Consider the following 16,001-nt stretch of genomic DNA (forward strand, 5'->3'; position numbering starts at 1 on the left):
CGGCCGGATGAGCCCGGAGGGAGTAACGCAGCGGGTGCGGGAGAGGCAGTCATGACTGACTACGCGGGTGAGGTACCGGAGAAGTTCGCGACGCTCGGGCTGACGTTCGACGACGTGCTGCTGTTGCCGGGCGCCGCCGATCTGGCACCGCACGAGATCGACACCTCCACACGTGTCTCGCGCAACGTCCGCGTGAACGTGCCGCTGCTCTCGGCCGCGATGGACCGCGTCACGGAGGCGCGGATGGCGATCGCCATGGCTCGTCAGGGCGGCGCCGGTGTCCTGCACCGCAACCTGTCGATCGAGGAGCAGGCCGCGCAGGTGGACCGCGTGAAGCGGTCCGAGTCCGGCATGGTCACCGACCCGATCACCATCCGCCCGGACGCCACGCTGCGCGAGGCCGACGAGCTGTGCGGCCGGTACCGCATCAGCGGCGTCCCGGTGACGGACGCGTCGGGGCGGCTGCTGGGGATCGTCACCAACCGTGACATGGCCTTCGAGTCGGACCGCGACCGGCAGGTCCGCGAGGTGATGACGCCGATGCCGCTGGTCACCGGCCGGGTCGGCATCTCCGCCGAGGACGCGGCCGGGCTGCTGCGGCGGCACAAGATCGAGAAGCTTCCCCTGGTGGACGGCGAGAACCGCATCAAGGGGCTCATCACCGTCAAGGACTTCGTCAAGGCCGAGAAGTACCCGAACGCCGCCAAGGACGCCGAGGGCCGCCTCGTCGTCGGCGCCGCGGTCGGCGTGGCGGGCGACGCGTTCGAGCGGGCCTCGGCCCTGGTCGAGGCCGGGGTGGACTTCCTCGTCGTGGACACGGCGCACGGCCACTCGCGGCTCGTGCCGGAGATGGCCGCCAAGATCAAGTCCAACTACGACCGGGTCGATGTCATCGCCGGGAACGTCGCGACCAGGGACGGCGCGCAGGTCCTGGTGGACGCGGGCGTGGACGGCATCAAGGTCGGCGTCGGCCCCGGCTCGATCTGCACGACCCGCGTCGTCGCCGGTGTGGGCGTGCCGCAGGTGACGGCGATCCACGAGGCGTCGCTCGCCGCCCGCGCCGCGGGCATCCCGGTGATCGGCGACGGCGGCCTCCAGTACAGCGGCGACATCGCCAAGGCCATCGCGGCCGGTGCGGACACCGTCATGCTCGGCAGCCTGCTGGCGGGCTGCGAGGAGTCGCCGGGCGAGCTGAAGTTCATCAACGGCAAGCAGTGGAAGTCCTACCGGGGCATGGGCTCGCTGGGCGCGATGCAGTCGCGCGGCGAGCGGCGCTCGTACTCCAAGGACCGCTACTTCCAGGACGCGATCGGCGACGACGACAAGCTGATCCCCGAGGGCATCGAGGGCCAGGTGCCCTACCGCGGCCCGCTGTCCTCGGTCGTGCACCAGCTGATCGGCGGCCTGCACCAGTCGATGTACTACCTCGGCAGCCGCACCGTCCCGGAGATCCAGGACAAGGGCCGCTTCGTCCGCATCACCTCGGCCGGGCTCAAGGAGAGCCACCCGCACGACATCCAGATGACGGCGGAGGCCCCCAACTACTCCGGGCGATGAGGCGGGGATACTTGACACCGCTCATCGTGTGGACGGGCGCTGCGTGAGGAAAGGCACAGGACGTGACTGAGATCGAGATCGGGCGCGGGAAGCGCGGGCGGCGGGCGTACGCCTTCGACGACATCGCCGTGGTGCCCAGCCGCCGCACGCGCGACCCGAAGGAGGTCTCGATCGCCTGGCAGATCGACGCCTACCGCTTCGAACTGCCCTTCCTGGCCGCGCCGATGGACTCCGTCGTCTCCCCGGCGACGGCCATCGCGATCGGTGAGCAGGGCGGCCTCGGCGTGCTGAACCTCGAAGGGCTCTGGACGCGCTACGAGGACCCGGCGCCGCTGCTGGCGGAGATCGCCGAGCTGCCGGAGGCGACCGCCGGGCGGCGCATGCAGGAGATCTACGAGGCGCCGATCCAGGAGGAGCTGATCTTCCGGCGCATCCGCGAGGTGCGCGAGGCGGGCGTCGTCACGGCCGCCGCGCTGTCGCCGCAGCGCACGGCTCAGTTCTCCAAGGCCGTGCTGGACGCGGGCGTGGACATCTTCGTGATCCGCGGCACCACCGTCTCGGCCGAGCACGTGTCGGGCGCGGCGGAGCCGCTGAACCTCAAGCAGTTCATCTACGAGTTGGACGTCCCCGTGATCGTCGGCGGCTGCGCCACGTACACGGCGGCCCTGCACCTGATGCGGACGGGCGCCGCGGGCGTCCTCGTCGGCTTCGGCGGCGGCGCGGCGCACACCACGCGCAGCGTCCTCGGCATCCAGGTGCCGATGGCCACGGCGGTCGCCGACGTGGCGGCGGCCAGGCGTGACTACATGGACGAGTCGGGCGGCCGGTACGTGCACGTCATCGCGGACGGCGGCGTCGGCTGGTCGGGCGACCTGCCGAAGGCCATCGCCTGCGGCGCGGACGCCGTGATGATCGGCTCGCCGCTGGCCCGCGCGACCGACGCCCCCGGGCGCGGTCACCACTGGGGCATGGAGGCCGTGCACGAGGACGTGCCGCGCGGCAAGAAGGTGCACCTGGGCACGGTCGGCACGACGCGGGAGATCCTGACCGGTCCCTCGCACACGCCTGACGGGTCGATGAACTTCTTCGGCGCCCTGCGCCGGGCGATGGCGACGACGGGCTACTCGGAGCTGAAGGAGTTCCAGCGCGTCGAGGTGACGGTCTCCCGCTGAGCCATGACGGCCCGGCACCCGCGCGGGTGCCGGGCCGTCGGCGTGCCGGTCACAGGCGGTGGGCCGCGCCCGCCGGGGTCGCGCCGCGCGTGTCGAGCAGGAGCTGCGCCTTGGCGGCGAGGCCCTGGAGGTCGTACGTGCTGTGGTGCTGGAGCAGGACGGTGAGGTCGGCGTCGGCCGCCGCCTCGTACAGCGAGTCGGCGCGCGGCACGGGGCGGCCCTGCACCTGCCAGGCGGCGACGAAAGGGTCGTGGTAGGTCAGCTGCGCGCCGAGGCCGAGCAGCCGGCCGGCGATCTCACGGGCCGGGGTGCCGTGCTCGTCCGGCAGGTCGGACCGGTGGGTGACGCCGAGGAGCAGGACGCGGGCACCGCGGGCCGACTTGCCGTGCTCGTTCAGCAGGGCGGCGGCGCGGCGGGTGACGTAGCGCGGCATGCGGGCGTTCGTCTGCCGTGCCAGCTCGACCAGCGGCAGGCTGCGCCCCGGCGGGACGACGGGCGGTGCGTGGCCGCCGACGCCGGGCCCGGGGCGGAACGCCTGGAAGCCGGATGGCTTCGTCTCGGCGCAGCGCACGACGTCCCACAGGTCGATCCCGAGGTCGTGGCACAGGACGGCCATCTCGTTGACCAGCGCGATGTTGACGTGCCGGTAGTTCGTCTCCAGGAGCTTGACCGCCTCCGCCTCGGCGAGGCCGCGGGCGCGGACCACCTTGTCGGTGAAGCGGCCGTAGAACGCGGCGGCGGCCTCCGTGCAGGCGGGGGTGAGGCCGCCGATGACGCGGGGGACGCCGTGCCCTGCGGCGCGGACGCCCGGGTCCTGGCGTCCGGGGGCGTGCGCGAGGTGGAAGTCCCGTCCGGCGCGGAGCCCCGAGCCCGCTTCGAGGAGCGGGCGCAGGACCTCCTCCGTGGTGCCGGGGGAGACGGCCGACTCCAGCACGACGAGTGTGCGCGGGCGCAGCCGGGCGGCGAGGGCGGAGGCGGCGGCGCGCAGGGCGGTGAGGTCGGGCGCGTGGTCGGGGCCCGGCGGGGTAGGGGCACAGATCAGGGCGGTACGGACCCGGCCGAGGACGACGGGGTCGCTGGTGGCGTGGAACCCGGCGGCGAGCATGCGCCGCAGGTCCGAGGCGGCGAGGGCGCCGTCGCCCGGCGGGCGGCCCGCGTTGAGCAGCGCGGCGGCCCGGGGATCGGAGGTGAAGCCGACGGTGGCGATGCCGACGGCGGTGGCGGCCTGGGCGACGGGCAGCCCGAGCTGCCCGGGGTCGAGAACGGCGAGATCGGCGGGCATGCGCTGCGGGCTCCCTTCTCCCCCGATGCACGTCAAGTCAGCTTAGGGGCATATATGACAGTTCGGGATGATTGACCTCGGGCGGCGGGCTGTGGCGCGCCGATCACCGGGAAATGGGGGACCATCGACGTACGCCGACTTCCACCGACACACACCGCCCCCCGGGGCGGAGCGAACAGGGAGGCATCTGTGAGGACAGCCGCACTGGGTCCTGAGCAACGGGCCGCGGCGCTCGCCCGGATGGCCGAGGGCGAGCTGGACGTACTGGTGGTGGGTGGCGGCGTCGTCGGCGCGGGCACCGCCCTCGACGCGGTGACCCGGGGCCTGTCCACCGGGCTCGTCGAGGCGCGGGACTGGGCGTCCGGCACGTCGAGCCGCTCCAGCAAGCTGATCCACGGCGGGCTGCGCTACCTGGAGATGCTGGACTTCGGGCTGGTGCGCGAGGCGCTGAAGGAACGCGGGCTGCTGCTCGGCCGCATCGCCCCGCACCTCGTGCGGCCCGTGCCGTTCCTCTATCCCCTGAAGCACCGGGGCTGGGAGCGGTTCTACGCGGGCTCGGGCGTGGCGCTGTACGACGCGATGTCGCTCTCGTCCGGACACGGCAGGGGCCTGCCGCCGCACCGGCACCTGACGCGCGGCCGGGCGCTGCGCGTCGCGCCGTGCCTGAAGAAGGACGCGCTGGTGGGCGCGCTCCAGTACTACGACGCCCAGGTGGACGACGCGCGGTACGTCGCGACGCTCGTGCGCACCGCCGCCGGGTACGGGGCGCATGTCGCGAACCGGGCGCGGGTCACCGAGTTCCTGCGGGAGGGCGAGCGGGTCGTCGGCGTGCGGGTGCGGGACGTCGAGCTGGACGGCACGTACGAGATCCGCGCCCGGCAGGTCGTCAACGCGACCGGGGTGTGGACGGACGACACGCAGGGGATGATCGCCGAGCGCGGGCAGTTCCACGTGAAGGCGTCCAAGGGCATCCACCTCGTCGTGCCGAAGGACCGCATCCACTCCTCGACCGGGCTGATCCTGCGGACGGAGAAGAGCGTCCTGTTCGTCATCCCCTGGGGCAGGCACTGGATCGTCGGCACGACCGACACGGCCTGGGACCTGGACAAGGCGCACCCGGCGGCCTCCAGCGCCGACATCGACTACCTCCTGGAACACGTCAACTCCGTGCTCGCCGTGCCGTTGACGCGGGACGACGTGGAGGGCGTGTACGCCGGGCTGCGCCCGCTGCTGGCGGGCGAGTCGGACGCGACGAGCAAGCTGTCGCGCGAGCACACGGTGGCGCATCCCGTGCCCGGCCTGGTCGTCGTGGCGGGCGGCAAGTACACGACGTACCGGGTCATGGCCAAGGACGCGGTGGACGCGGCGGTGCACGGCCTGGACCGCCGGGTCGCGCCCTGCTGCACGGACGAGGTGCGGCTCGCCGGTGCTGAGGGCTTCCACGCGCTGTGGAACGCGCGCGCCCGGCTGGCCGCCCGCGCCGGGCTGCACGAGGCGCGCGTCGAGCACCTGTTGCACCGTTACGGCTCGATGACCGAGGAGGTGCTGGAGCTGATCGCCGCCGATCCGGCGCTGGCCGAGCCGCTGCCCGCCGCCGACGACTACCTGAAGGCCGAGGTCGTGTACGCCTGTTCGCACGAGGGCGCGCGGCACGTCGAGGACGTCCTGACGCGGCGCACCCGGATCTCCATCGAGACGTTCGACCGGGGCACGCGCAGCGCGCGGACGGTGGCGGAGCTGATGGCGGGCGTCCTCGGCTGGACGCCGCAGCAGGTCGAGCGCGAGGTGGAGAACTACGGGAAGCGGGTGCAGGCCGAGCGGGAGTCGCAGCTGCAACCCGACGACCGTACGGCGGACGCCGCCCGGCTCGGCGCGCCGGACACCGCGCCGCTGTGAGCCGGTGTGCCGACGCGGGGGCGCGGCGCTGACGCGTGTTCACCGGTGCCGTGCCGCCCCGCGGTCCGGCTGTCGGCGTGATGGGTCACAATGTCCGGGGAAGCCGGAGGGGACGCGACGCAATGGGCCAAGGCAGCGGGGACAACGAGGCACGGGACGAATCGCCGCGGGGCACGCCACCCCGCGCGGACGCCTCCGGCGAGCGCGCCGACGCGCCGGCGGACACGGGGAAGAGCGCGGGCGGCGGGCGTCTGCTGAACGGCCGTTACCGCCTGGGCGCCGTCGTCGGCCGGGGTGGGATGGGCACCGTCTGGCACGCCACCGACGAGGTGCTCGGCCGTCATGTCGCCGTCAAGGAACTGCGGCTGGCCGCCGGGGTGGAGGAGGCGGAGCGCCGCCTGATGGTCACCCGCACGCTGCGGGAGGCCAAGGCGATCGCCGCGATCCGCGCCCGGGGCGTCGTCACCATCTACGACGTCGTGGACGAGGGCGACAGACCCTGGCTCGTCATGGAGCTGATCGAGGGCCGCTCGCTCGCCGACATCATCCGCGAGGACGGCCCGATGGAGCCGAAGGACGCCGCCCGCACCGGCCTCGCGATACTCGACGTCCTGCGCGCCGCGCACGCCGCGGGCATCCTCCACCGGGACGTGAAGCCGTCCAACGTCCTGGTCGCGGACGAGGACGGCCGCGTCGTCCTCACCGACTTCGGCATCGCCAAGGTCGAGGGCGACCCCTCCGTCACCTCCACCGGCATGCTGGTCGGCGCGCCGTCCTACATCTCGCCCGAGCGCGCCAAGGGCGAGACGCCGGGGCCGCCCGCCGACATGTGGTCGCTCGGCGCCCTGCTGTACTGCTGCGTCGAGGGCCGTCCCCCCTACGACGAGGGCGGCGCCATCGCCACGCTGGCCGCCGTCATGCACAACCCGGTGCGGCCCCCGCGCCACAGCGGCCCGCTGACCGAGGCCATCACGGGCCTGCTCGTCAAGGACCCGGCGGCCCGGCTCACCGCGACCGGCGCGCGTGAACTGCTCGCCGAGGCGCTGACGGCCGAGGCGGCCCCCCGGGAGGAGCCGGACGCCACGCTCGCCGACGGCCTGGCCGCCGCGGGGAAGGCGGAGGCGCCCGAGCCGCGCGCCCCGCGGCGCCCGCGCGAGCCCGCCACACCGCCCGCGCCCGGCGTGCCCCTGCCCCCGGTCGCCACGGCCGGGGCCGCGGAGCGGCGGCGGAACCTGATCATCGCGGCGGTCGTCGTGGTGGTGCTCGCCGTGATCAGCGTCGCCATCGCGGCCTCGCTCGGCGACGACGACAACACGGCGGACGGCAGCTCAGGCGCCTCGTCGGGCGCGGGCTCGACCGCGGAGGAGCGGACCGAGGACCCGGCCACGGAGGCCCCCGACGAGCCCACGGGCGATCCCGCGCCGGAGAACGGCGACGGCGGGGACGGCGGCGAGGAAGGCCAGGACGGCCAGGACGGTCAGGACGGCGCCGGAGGGGAGGAGGACGGGCAGGACGACCCGCCGGGCACCGCCCCTGAGACCGACCCCGACGCCGGTGTCCCAGGCCTGCCGGACGGCTTCGTCCAGGAGGAGAACCCGGACTTCAACTTCCGAATAGCCATGCCCGAGGGCTGGGAACGCCTCGGGACCGCGGGCGCCAACTCGGGCGCGATCTACGGCCCGGCCGACGGCGGCGCGGCCAGGCTCCAGGTGGACTTCACCGACTCGCCGGGCGAGGACGCGGTGCGGTCCTGGGAGGAGCAGGAGCGGAACACGAGCGCGACGAGCGAGGACTACGAGCGCGTCGGCGACATCAGGGCCGTCGAGTGGCGCGGCTACCCGACCGTCGCCGACTGGGAGTTCAGGCGTACGCAGGGCGGCGAACGGGTACGTGTCCTCGACCGCGGCTTCCGGGTGGACGACGAGCGGGGCTACGCGATCATGATCACCTGCGTGTCCGACGCGTGGGAAGAACCGGAGTGCGAGGCACTGCGCGAGACCGCTTTCGACACCTTCGAGCCACTCGACTGAGTGACAGACGACTGGATTGTAACGGGAGTTGACGGACCGTAGCCGTGGTACGTCCATGGCACGTATCGTGTGAGACCGGAATCGTCTGGACGGCGCGCGCGGTGGGGAGGCGGCGTGGATCACTACGCGGGACGACTGCTTGCCGATCGTTATCGCTTGCCGAGGACTCCCTCGGATGAGTTCGAGTTCGTCGAGTCCCGGGCCTTCGACACGGCGAGCGGGCAGGAAGTGCTCGTCCGTCAGGTCCCCCTGCCCGAGGTGCTCGACGCGGAGGTGCTGGACGCGAGCGGGCGTGGCACCGGGACGCCCGGCGGGCGTGACCCCGACCGCGCCACGCGTACGCCGGACGACCCGGTCGTGCGGCGCGCGCTGGAGGCGGCGACGGCCGCCGCCCGGCTGCCCGACCACCCCAGGCTCGACCAGGTCTTCGACGTCTTCGTGCAGGGCGACGGGCTGTGGATCGTCAGCGAGCTGGTGTCGGGCAGGCCGCTGGCCGCGCTGCTCGCCGAGCGGCGGATGGGCCCGTTCCGCGCCGCCGAGGTCGCCGCCGACCTGCTCGCCGCGCTCCGCATCGTGCACGCGCACGGCTGGACCCACAGGAACGTCACGGCGCGCACCGTGCTCGTCCTGGACGACGGGCGCGCCCTGCTGACCGGCCTGGTCGCGGGCGCGGCCGAGGAAGTGCTCTGCGGCTACGACCCGCTGCCCGCCGGGGTGCCCGAGACCTTCGCGGGCCCCCGTACCTCCCCCGAGCCGCGCACCGCCCCGGAGCCGCGCGCCGAGCGGCCAGGGCCCGTCCCGCCGCCCGTCCCGGACGCGCCGCGCCCCGCCGACGTGCGCCCCGTGGAGCCGCCAGCCGAGGCGCTGGACCGCTGGGAGCGGAACGGCGGATCGACGGGCCCCTGGGCGCCGGAGAGCTGGGAGCCGTACGACGAGGTGCCGGAGCGCGAGCCGGGCCGCCCGGACCCGTGGGCCGACGTCACGACGCAGCTGCCGCCCGTCCCCGAGGGCTGGGAGCGGCGCGAGCCGGACCGCCAGGACCGGTGGGGCGACGCGACGGGGCAGCTGCCGCCCGTCCCCGAGGGCTGGGAACGCGACAACGGCCACGCCGCCGGGCCTGGCCCCGGCACCGGGCCGGTCGCGGGCCACGACTGGCACGGCCCCCAGGACCAGGGCCCGCCGCGCGAGAGCCGCGGCGAGAGCGCCGCACGCACGCAGCGGCCGGGGCACACGACCGCCTCGTACGAGCGCTGGGCACGTCCGTCCGCCGGTGACGCCGAGCGCGGGCGCGACTCCCGCACGCCCGGCCGTGACGCCGGCGCGCCGCGCACGACCGGGCCCGCCTCCGGCACCCCCGCGCCGGACCGCGCCGCGCGCAGCGGCGCCATCGCCGCCTACCGCGCCGGTACGCAGGCCGCCGCCCGGCGCCAGGGCGACGACGCGGCAGGCGCCGACCGTGCCCCCGCCGGGCCGCGACACCCCGCCGCCCGCAGCGGCTGGGAGTCCCCCGCGCAGCAGCAGCAACGACAGCAGCAGCAACAGCAGCAGCGCGCCGCGCTCCCCCCGGCGGGACGCGAGCGCGAGCGGGAGCGCGAGGCCGCCGACCCCGCCCTCCTCCCGGCGCAGCGGACGTCCCGCGCCCCCGGCGGCCGGTACCGCGGCCCCGAGGGCGCGCTGGCCGCCGAGCGCGCCAGGCAGGCGCGGATCATGACGGTCGGCGCCGTCACCGAACGGTGGGCGCCCGAGCAGGCAGGTCCCGTCTACGAGCACTGGCAGCTCGCCCCGCCGGTCGGCCCCCCGGCCGACTTCTGGGCCCTCGGCGTCCTGCTGTTCCGCGCCGTGCAGGGATACCCGCCCTACCCGGAGGACAACGCGGCCGAACTCGTCGAGGCGATCTGCGGGGAGTCCCCCGCGTTCGCCGAGGACTGCGGCGCGCTGCGCCCCGTCATCGAGTCGCTGCTGCGCCAGGACCCGACCGAGCGGCCGAGCGCCGAGGAACTGCGCGGCTGGCTGCGGTCGCTGCTGCGCTCCGCGCCCGAGCCCGAGGTGGGCCGCCGCACGGTGACGGCGCCGCCCGCGCTCGAACCGGGCCGCCCGTCCGACCCGAGGCGGCTGCCGATCGTGCGCCGCCGCGGCGAGCTGGTCGGGCCGCGCCGCAGGCCGAGGCAGCGGGCGCCGCGCGCGCCCAGGAGCCCGCGCCGCCTGGGGATGCTGCTGGTCACGCTCGTCCTGCTCGGGCTCGCGGGCGGCATCGGCTACGTCCTCGCGTTCATGCCGGACAGCGGCCGGGAGGACGACCGTTCCGCGGGCGGCGAGGGGACCGCGCAGGAACAGCCCCCGGCCGAGGAGCCCCCCGCCGACCCCCCGGGGGACGACCCGGCCGCGCCCTCGTCCGAGCCGACCGACGACACCACCCGCCCCTCGCCCGCCGAGGGCGACCAGGAGCCCGCGCCGCTCCCGGACGGCTGGACGGCGCAGGACGACCCCGCCGGGTTCTCCCTGGCCGTGCCGGACGGCTGGCAGCGCCGCGAGGACGGCGGCGGCCGGATCGTCTACGCCGACGGCGCGCTGGAGATCGTCGTGGTGGCGGGCCGGGATAGCGCGGAGGAGTTCGGCGACGACCCGATGGCGTACCAGCTGTCGCAGCAGCCGGAGCTGGCCGCGTACCGCGCGTACCAGTTCGGCGAGGAATCCGGGCTGATCCAGACCCGCGTGGGCAACGTCGAGATGGCCGAAGGCGTCTTCTCCTGGCGAGAGAACGGGGACCTCGTGGCCTTCAACCGGGTGATGCTCGTGGACGGCGCCTACCACGTCGTGCTCGTCCGTGGCCCGGCCGACCAGGAGCAGCGCCTCCAGGAGGTCTACGGCGTGACGGCCGGGAGCTACCGCGCGGCGGGCTAGCGCGGGACGGCCGGAGCGTTCGTACGGGGGCGGTGCGTGGTTCCCGGACCGAACACAGCTACGGTTGCCGGGTAGACGGCCGCCCGCGGAGGGGATCGACATGGCACGGCACATCAGACGCGTGTTCGCGCTGGCCGCCGGGGGTGCGCTGCTGCTGGTCGGCGTCGCGCTGCTGGTCCTTCCCGGCCCCGGCCTGCTGCTCGTCCTGGCGGGCCTGCTGGTCCTCGGCAGGGAGTTCCCCGGCGTGAACCGGCACATCGAGCCGGTGCGCAAGCGCGCCGTGTGGGCGTCGGAGGAGAGCGTGTCCTCGGGCTGGCGGATCGCGGGCTCGGTGCTCGCCGCGCTGTGTCTCATCGGCGGCGGTGTGGTGTGGGGCGTGGTGCCCGACCTGCCGTTCGGCGGGTGGAGCGTCGGCTCTGGCCTGATCCTGTCGGGGCTGGTGCTGGCCGGGCTGCTCGTGTGGAGCTACCGGCAGGTCCACGGCCACCGCGCGCCGGTCATGGAGCACGACGACTGACGGGGACGGGCATGGCCGACGACTGGCGGCGGGACCGGATCGGCAGCGCCCTGCGGGGCGGCAACCCGACGGTGCTGCGGAGGCTGGAGGCGGGCTTCGCCGTGATCGGGGACGTCCAGTTCCTGCCCGGCTACTCGGTCCTGCTGGTGGACGATCCCGCCGTGCAGCGGCTGTCCACGCTCTCGCGCCGCCGGCGGGCGGCGTTCCTGTCCGGCATGGACCGCCTCGGCGAGGCCGTCGAACGTGCCTGCGGGCGGCTCGACCCGGCCTTCCTCCGGGTCAACCTGGAGATCCTGGGGAACACCGACCCGTATCTGCACGCCCACGTGTGGCCGCGGTACGCCTGGGAGCCGCACGAGCGGGTGGGCGGGCCCGTGTGGCTGTACCCGCGGGAGCGCTGGAGCGACGGCCGCTGGGCGCTCGGCCCGCGGCACGACGTGCTCCGGCAGGCGATCGCCGAGGAACTGGACGCGCTCGACGGCGACGGGGACGGGGACGGGGACCGGGGCGTTACCGGCAGGTAGCCACGGGGTGTCACGCGGCCTTACCCTCCCGGCATGACGACAGCGCGGTCCGACGACGTCCAGGGCCGCGCCGCGCGCGTGGTCACCGCGGAACGGGTCAGGGCGCTCACCGAGGGCGTGACGGGCAGCGGGCGCACGGCCTGCCACAGCCCGTTCACCGGCGCCCGGCTCGCCGAGCTGCCCGCCGCGACCGAGGACGAGGTCGCCGCCGTGTTCGCCCGCGCCCGCGCCGCGCAGCCCGCCTGGGCGGCCCTGCCCGTACGACGGCGCGCCGCCGTCCTCCTGCGCTTCCACGACCTGCTGCTGCGCCGCCAGGACGAGGCGCTCGACCTCGTGCAGCTCGAAACGGGCAAGGCCAGGCTGCACGCGCACGAGGAGGTGCAGGCCGTCTGCCAGGCGGCCAGGCACTACGGCCGCGCCGCCCCCGCCTACCTGCGGCCACGGCGGCACGGCGGCGTCGTCCCGCTCCTCACCCGGGTCCGCGAACTGCGCCACCCCCACGGCGTGATCGGCCACATCTCGCCCTGGAACTACCCGCTCGAACTCTCTGTCGGCGACGCCCTGCCCGCCCTGGTCGCGGGCAACGCCGTCGTCATGAAGCCGGACACCGAGACGGCCCTCACCGCCCTGTGGGCCCGCCGTCTCATGGCGGAGGCGGGGCTGCCCGCCGACGTGTGGCAGATCGTCCTCGGCGAGGGGCCCGTCACCGGCCCGCTGCTCGTCCGGCACGCGGACCACGTCACGTTCACCGGCTCCACGCGCACCGGCCGCGAGGTCGCGCGCGCCGCCGCCGCCCGGCTCGTCGGCGCGAGCCTCGAACTCGGCGGCAAGAACCCGCTGCTCGTCCTCGCGGGCGCCGACGCGGACAAGGCCGCGGCGGGCGCGGTCCGCGCCTGCTTCTCCTCGGCGGGGCAGCTGTGCGTCTCGGCGGAGCGGATCCTCGTCCACGCGTCGCTCGCCGACGCCTTCCTCGACCGCTTCACCGCCCGCACCCGCGCGCTGCGCCTCGGCCTGTCCCTCGACTACGGCACGGACATGGGCTCGCTCGCCTCCCCCGCGCAGCTCGCCCGGGTGCGGCGGCACGTCGAGGACGCCGTCGCGCACGGGGCGACGGTCCTCGCGGGCGGCGCGCCGCGCCCCGACCTCGGCCCGTGGTTCCACGAGCCGACGATCCTGGCGGGCGTCGCGCCGCCGATGCTCGCCTACGGCGAGGAGACGTTCGGGCCCGTCGTGTCCGTGGACCGTTTCACCGACGAGGACGACGCGATCGCCCGCGCGAACGAGGGCCCGTACGGGCTGCACGCGAGCGTCTGGGCGCGCGACGTCCGGCGGGCCCGCCGCGTCGCCGCGCGGCTGCGCACGGGGACGGTGACCGTCAACGACGGCTACGCCGCCGCGTACGGCAGCGTCCGCGCGCCGATGGGCGGCCGGGGGGCGTCCGGCCTCGGCCGCCGCCACGGCGCGGAGGGCATCCTGCGCCACACCGAGGCGCAGACCGTCGCCGAGCAGCGGCTGCTGCCGCTCGCGCCCGCGTTCGGCCTGGACGACCGGCGGTACGCGGCGCTGCTGAGCGGCGGGCTGCGGGTGTTGAAGGCGCTGCGGCGCCGCTGAGGCGGGCCCCGGCCGGGGGCGGCCGGGGCCCGTGGTCGCCGGGCGACAGGGCGGCGCCTGAGCGACGGTCCTCGGTGGTGCGCCGGTGGCGCAGAAACGGTACGGCGGCCGACTCCCGGCGTCCCGGAAGCCGGCCGCCGAGGTCGTGACCGGCCCGCTGTCCCCTGCTGCCCGGCCACCGCACCGGAGCGAGGTCCCACGACGCTCCCGCCCTCGCCACACCGCGGAGGGCCGGTGCGTCTCATCGCCCCGGGGACACACCCTTCAACGAACCCCGCTCGCCCCCGGTCACGCTCCGTACGGGTGACAGGCGGGGCCGGTGTTTTACGCGGGCGGCGGTCCCTGGGTCACAGGGTGCCGCGGCACAGCTCAAGCAGCCGCATCGCGACGTGCGTGCCCGCGCTGCCGAGGCCCGCGTGGTAGCGGCGCAGGATCTCGTTCTCCCTGGCCAGGTGGACGCGGCGCCCGCCCGCCGCGAGACGGGCGCGCTGCACCTCGGCCGAGGCCGTCACGCGGGCGGTGATGAGGGCGATGATCTGTTCGTCCAGCGCGTCGATGCGCGCGCGGGCTGATGCGATGGTCAGGTCGGTGTCGGTGCTCGGGGTGGTGTGCGTCTCGGTGGTCATACCGGTGGTCTCCCTCGGAGGTCGTGCGGTCGGTCGGAGGGCGGCCACCGGGAAAAGCGAACGCCCCGGGCAGCCGCTGTGGGGCCCGGGGCGCGAAGGACGCTGCTGGTTCAGTACCGCTCGCAGCGCTCCCTGTGGCAGCCGGCCGGGCCGGTGCCATAGGTGAAGGAGCGGAAGTGAGCGGTGCGGGACATGCCTCCGAGTATGCCATCTAGACTCGGAGGGGGAGAGGCCGTCCCGCACCGACCAACCGTTCGGGCCTTCAGCCCTCCCACCGCACCCCCGAAAGGCACGGAAGGCACCTCGTGGCAGACACGGACAACGACACCGTCCTCGTCGTTGACTTCGGCGCCCAGTACGCGCAGCTCATCGCCCGCCGGGTCCGCGAGGCCCGCGTCTACAGCGAGGTGGTGCCCTCGACCACCCCCGTCGCCGAGATGCTGGCCCGCAAGCCCGCCGCGATCATCCTGTCCGGCGGCCCCTCGTCGGTGTACGCGGACGACGCCCCGGGCATCGACCCCGCCCTGTTCGAGGCCGGGGTCCCGGTCTTCGGCATGTGTTACGGCTTCCAGCTGATGGCCCAGGCGCTCGGCGGCACGGTGGACAACACCGGGGCCCGCGAGTACGGACGCACGCGCCTCGCCGTCAGCCGTCCCGCGTCCACCCTCTTCGAGGGCACGCCCGACGAGCAGCAGGTGTGGATGTCGCACGGCGACGCCTGCTCGGCCGCCCCCGAGGGCTTCACCGTCACCGCCGCCACCGACACGGTGCCGGTCGCCGCGTTCGAGAACGACGAGCGGCGGCTGTACGGCGTGCAGCACCACCCCGAGGTCATGCACTCGACGCACGGCCAGCAGGTCCTGGAGCACTTCCTCTACCGCGGCGCGGGCCTCGCGCCCACCTGGACGGCCGGGTCCATCGTCGAGGAGCAGGTCACGGCGATCCGCGCGCAGGTCGGCGGGAAGCGCGCGATCTGCGGGCTGTCGGGCGGCGTGGACTCCGCCGTCGCCGCCGCGCTCGTCCAGCGGGCCATCGGCGACCGGCTGACCTGCGTCTACGTCGATCACGGGCTGATGCGCAAGGGCGAGACCGAGCAGGTCGAGAAGGACTTCGTCGCGGCGACGGGCGTGCGGCTGCGCGTCGTGGACGCGGCGGACCGCTTCCTGGCGGCGCTGGCCGGGGTGTCGGACCCCGAGCAGAAGCGGAAGATCATCGGCCGCGAGTTCATCCGCGTCTTCGAGCAGGCCCAGGCCGAGCTGGTCGCCGAGGCGGGCGCGGCCGGGGAGGACGTCGCGTTCCTCGTGCAGGGCACGCTCTACCCGGACGTGGTCGAGTCGGGCGGCGGCACCGGCACCGCCAACATCAAGTCCCACCACAACGTCGGCGGCCTCCCCGACGACCTGGAGTTCGAGCTGGTCGAGCCGCTGCGCAAGCTGTTCAAGGACGAGGTCAGGATGGTCGGCCAGGAGCTGGGCCTGCCGGACGAGATCGTCCACCGCCAGCCGTTCCCCGGCCCGGGACTCGGCATCCGCATCGTCGGCGAGGTCACGCCCGACCGGCTCGCGATCCTGCGCGACGCGGACGCGATCGTCCGCGAGGAGCTGACGGCTGCCGGGCTCGACAAGGAGATCTGGCAGTGCCCCGTGGTGCTGCTCGCGGACGTGCGCAGCGTCGGCGTGCAGGGCGACGGGCGCACGTACGGCCACCCCGTCGTGCTGCGGCCCGTGTCGTCGGAGGACGCCATGACGGCCGACTGGTCGCGGCTGCCGTACGACCTGCTGGCGAAGATCTCCACGCGGATCACCAACGAGGTGCGGGACGTCAACCGCGTCACCCTCGACGTCACCAGCAAGCCGCCGGGCACCATCGAGTGGGAGTGAGCCGC

General features: G+C 74.9%; 11 protein-coding genes. 9 read left to right on the forward strand and 2 right to left on the reverse strand.

Features of this window, described 5'->3' with window-relative positions; translation table 11 throughout:
* Window positions 1–51: 51 nt before the first annotated feature.
* Entirely contained in the window at window positions 52–1,557 is a 1,506-nt protein-coding gene (gene guaB, locus IF27_RS07810) for an IMP dehydrogenase (protein ID WP_052848657.1), read from the forward strand.
* 62 nt (window positions 1,558–1,619) lie between these two features.
* Entirely contained in the window at window positions 1,620–2,729 is a 1,110-nt protein-coding gene (locus IF27_RS07815; RefSeq protein WP_052848658.1) for a GuaB3 family IMP dehydrogenase-related protein, read from the forward strand.
* A gap of 49 nt (window positions 2,730–2,778) precedes the next feature.
* On the opposite strand, the gene IF27_RS07820 is transcribed toward IF27_RS07815, so the two are convergent.
* Window positions 2,779–4,011 carry a nucleotide sugar dehydrogenase gene (locus IF27_RS07820; protein WP_052848659.1) on the reverse strand — a complete coding sequence of 411 codons (1,233 nt, stop codon included), beginning with the start codon at window positions 4,009–4,011 and terminating at the stop codon, window positions 2,779–2,781.
* Between the two features lie 189 nt (window positions 4,012–4,200).
* Here IF27_RS07820 and IF27_RS07825 point away from each other — a divergent pair, with 189 nt between their 5' ends.
* From IF27_RS07825 to IF27_RS07850, 6 genes are all read left to right on the forward strand, one after another.
* Window positions 4,201–5,907 (forward strand): glycerol-3-phosphate dehydrogenase/oxidase, encoded by a 1,707-nt coding sequence (locus tag IF27_RS07825; protein ID WP_052848660.1) that lies wholly within the window; start codon window positions 4,201–4,203, stop codon window positions 5,905–5,907.
* A gap of 122 nt (window positions 5,908–6,029) precedes the next feature.
* Window positions 6,030–7,937 carry a serine/threonine-protein kinase gene (locus tag IF27_RS07830; protein WP_110945653.1) on the forward strand — a complete coding sequence of 636 codons (1,908 nt, stop codon included), beginning with the start codon at window positions 6,030–6,032 and terminating at the stop codon, window positions 7,935–7,937.
* A gap of 156 nt (window positions 7,938–8,093) precedes the next feature.
* On the forward strand, window positions 8,094–10,838 hold the full coding sequence (locus tag IF27_RS07835) for a protein kinase family protein (RefSeq protein WP_190232854.1): 2,745 nt from the start codon (window positions 8,094–8,096) through the stop codon (window positions 10,836–10,838).
* Between the two features lie 100 nt (window positions 10,839–10,938).
* Entirely contained in the window at window positions 10,939–11,355 is a 417-nt protein-coding gene (locus IF27_RS07840) for a PGPGW domain-containing protein (RefSeq protein ID WP_110945655.1), read from the forward strand.
* 11 nt (window positions 11,356–11,366) lie between these two features.
* Window positions 11,367–11,879: a hypothetical protein gene (locus IF27_RS07845; protein WP_052848662.1), complete on the forward strand. Its 513-nt coding sequence runs from the start codon at window positions 11,367–11,369 to the stop codon at window positions 11,877–11,879.
* A 33-nt stretch (window positions 11,880–11,912) separates the two neighbouring features.
* Window positions 11,913–13,490, forward strand: coding sequence for a succinic semialdehyde dehydrogenase (locus IF27_RS07850; RefSeq protein WP_052848663.1), 1,578 nt, complete (start codon window positions 11,913–11,915; stop codon window positions 13,488–13,490).
* 347 nt (window positions 13,491–13,837) lie between these two features.
* Here IF27_RS07850 and IF27_RS07855 read toward each other — a convergent pair whose 3' ends face one another.
* A complete protein-coding gene (locus tag IF27_RS07855; RefSeq protein WP_052848664.1) occupies window positions 13,838–14,116 on the reverse strand; it encodes a chorismate mutase in 279 nt (92 codons plus the stop codon).
* A gap of 305 nt (window positions 14,117–14,421) precedes the next feature.
* Here IF27_RS07855 and guaA point away from each other — a divergent pair, with 305 nt between their 5' ends.
* The gene (gene guaA / locus IF27_RS07860; protein ID WP_052848665.1) at window positions 14,422–15,996 is read left to right on the forward strand and encodes a glutamine-hydrolyzing GMP synthase; all 1,575 of its coding nucleotides are present in this window, start codon (window positions 14,422–14,424) and stop codon (window positions 15,994–15,996) included.
* The last annotated feature ends 5 nt before the right edge of the window (window positions 15,997–16,001 follow it).

The organism is Streptomyces avicenniae, from assembly GCF_000719135.1.
Taxonomy (GTDB): domain Bacteria; phylum Actinomycetota; class Actinomycetes; order Streptomycetales; family Streptomycetaceae; genus Streptomyces; species Streptomyces avicenniae.

What these genes read in the sequence shown, in the direction of transcription:
- guaB (WP_052848657.1), top strand. Translation starts at nt 52, where the DNA reads ATGACTGACTACGCGGGTGAGGTACCGGAGAAGTTCGCGACGCTCGGG.
- IF27_RS07820 (WP_052848659.1), bottom strand. Translation starts at nt 4,011, where the DNA reads ATGCCCGCCGATCTCGCCGTTCTCGACCCCGGGCAGCTCGGGCTGCCC.
- IF27_RS07830 (WP_110945653.1), top strand. Translation starts at nt 6,030, where the DNA reads ATGGGCCAAGGCAGCGGGGACAACGAGGCACGGGACGAATCGCCGCGG.
- IF27_RS07840 (WP_110945655.1), top strand. Translation starts at nt 10,939, where the DNA reads ATGGCACGGCACATCAGACGCGTGTTCGCGCTGGCCGCCGGGGGTGCG.
- IF27_RS07845 (WP_052848662.1), top strand. Translation starts at nt 11,367, where the DNA reads ATGGCCGACGACTGGCGGCGGGACCGGATCGGCAGCGCCCTGCGGGGC.
- IF27_RS07850 (WP_052848663.1), top strand. Translation starts at nt 11,913, where the DNA reads ATGACGACAGCGCGGTCCGACGACGTCCAGGGCCGCGCCGCGCGCGTG.
- IF27_RS07855 (WP_052848664.1), bottom strand. Translation starts at nt 14,116, where the DNA reads ATGACCACCGAGACGCACACCACCCCGAGCACCGACACCGACCTGACC.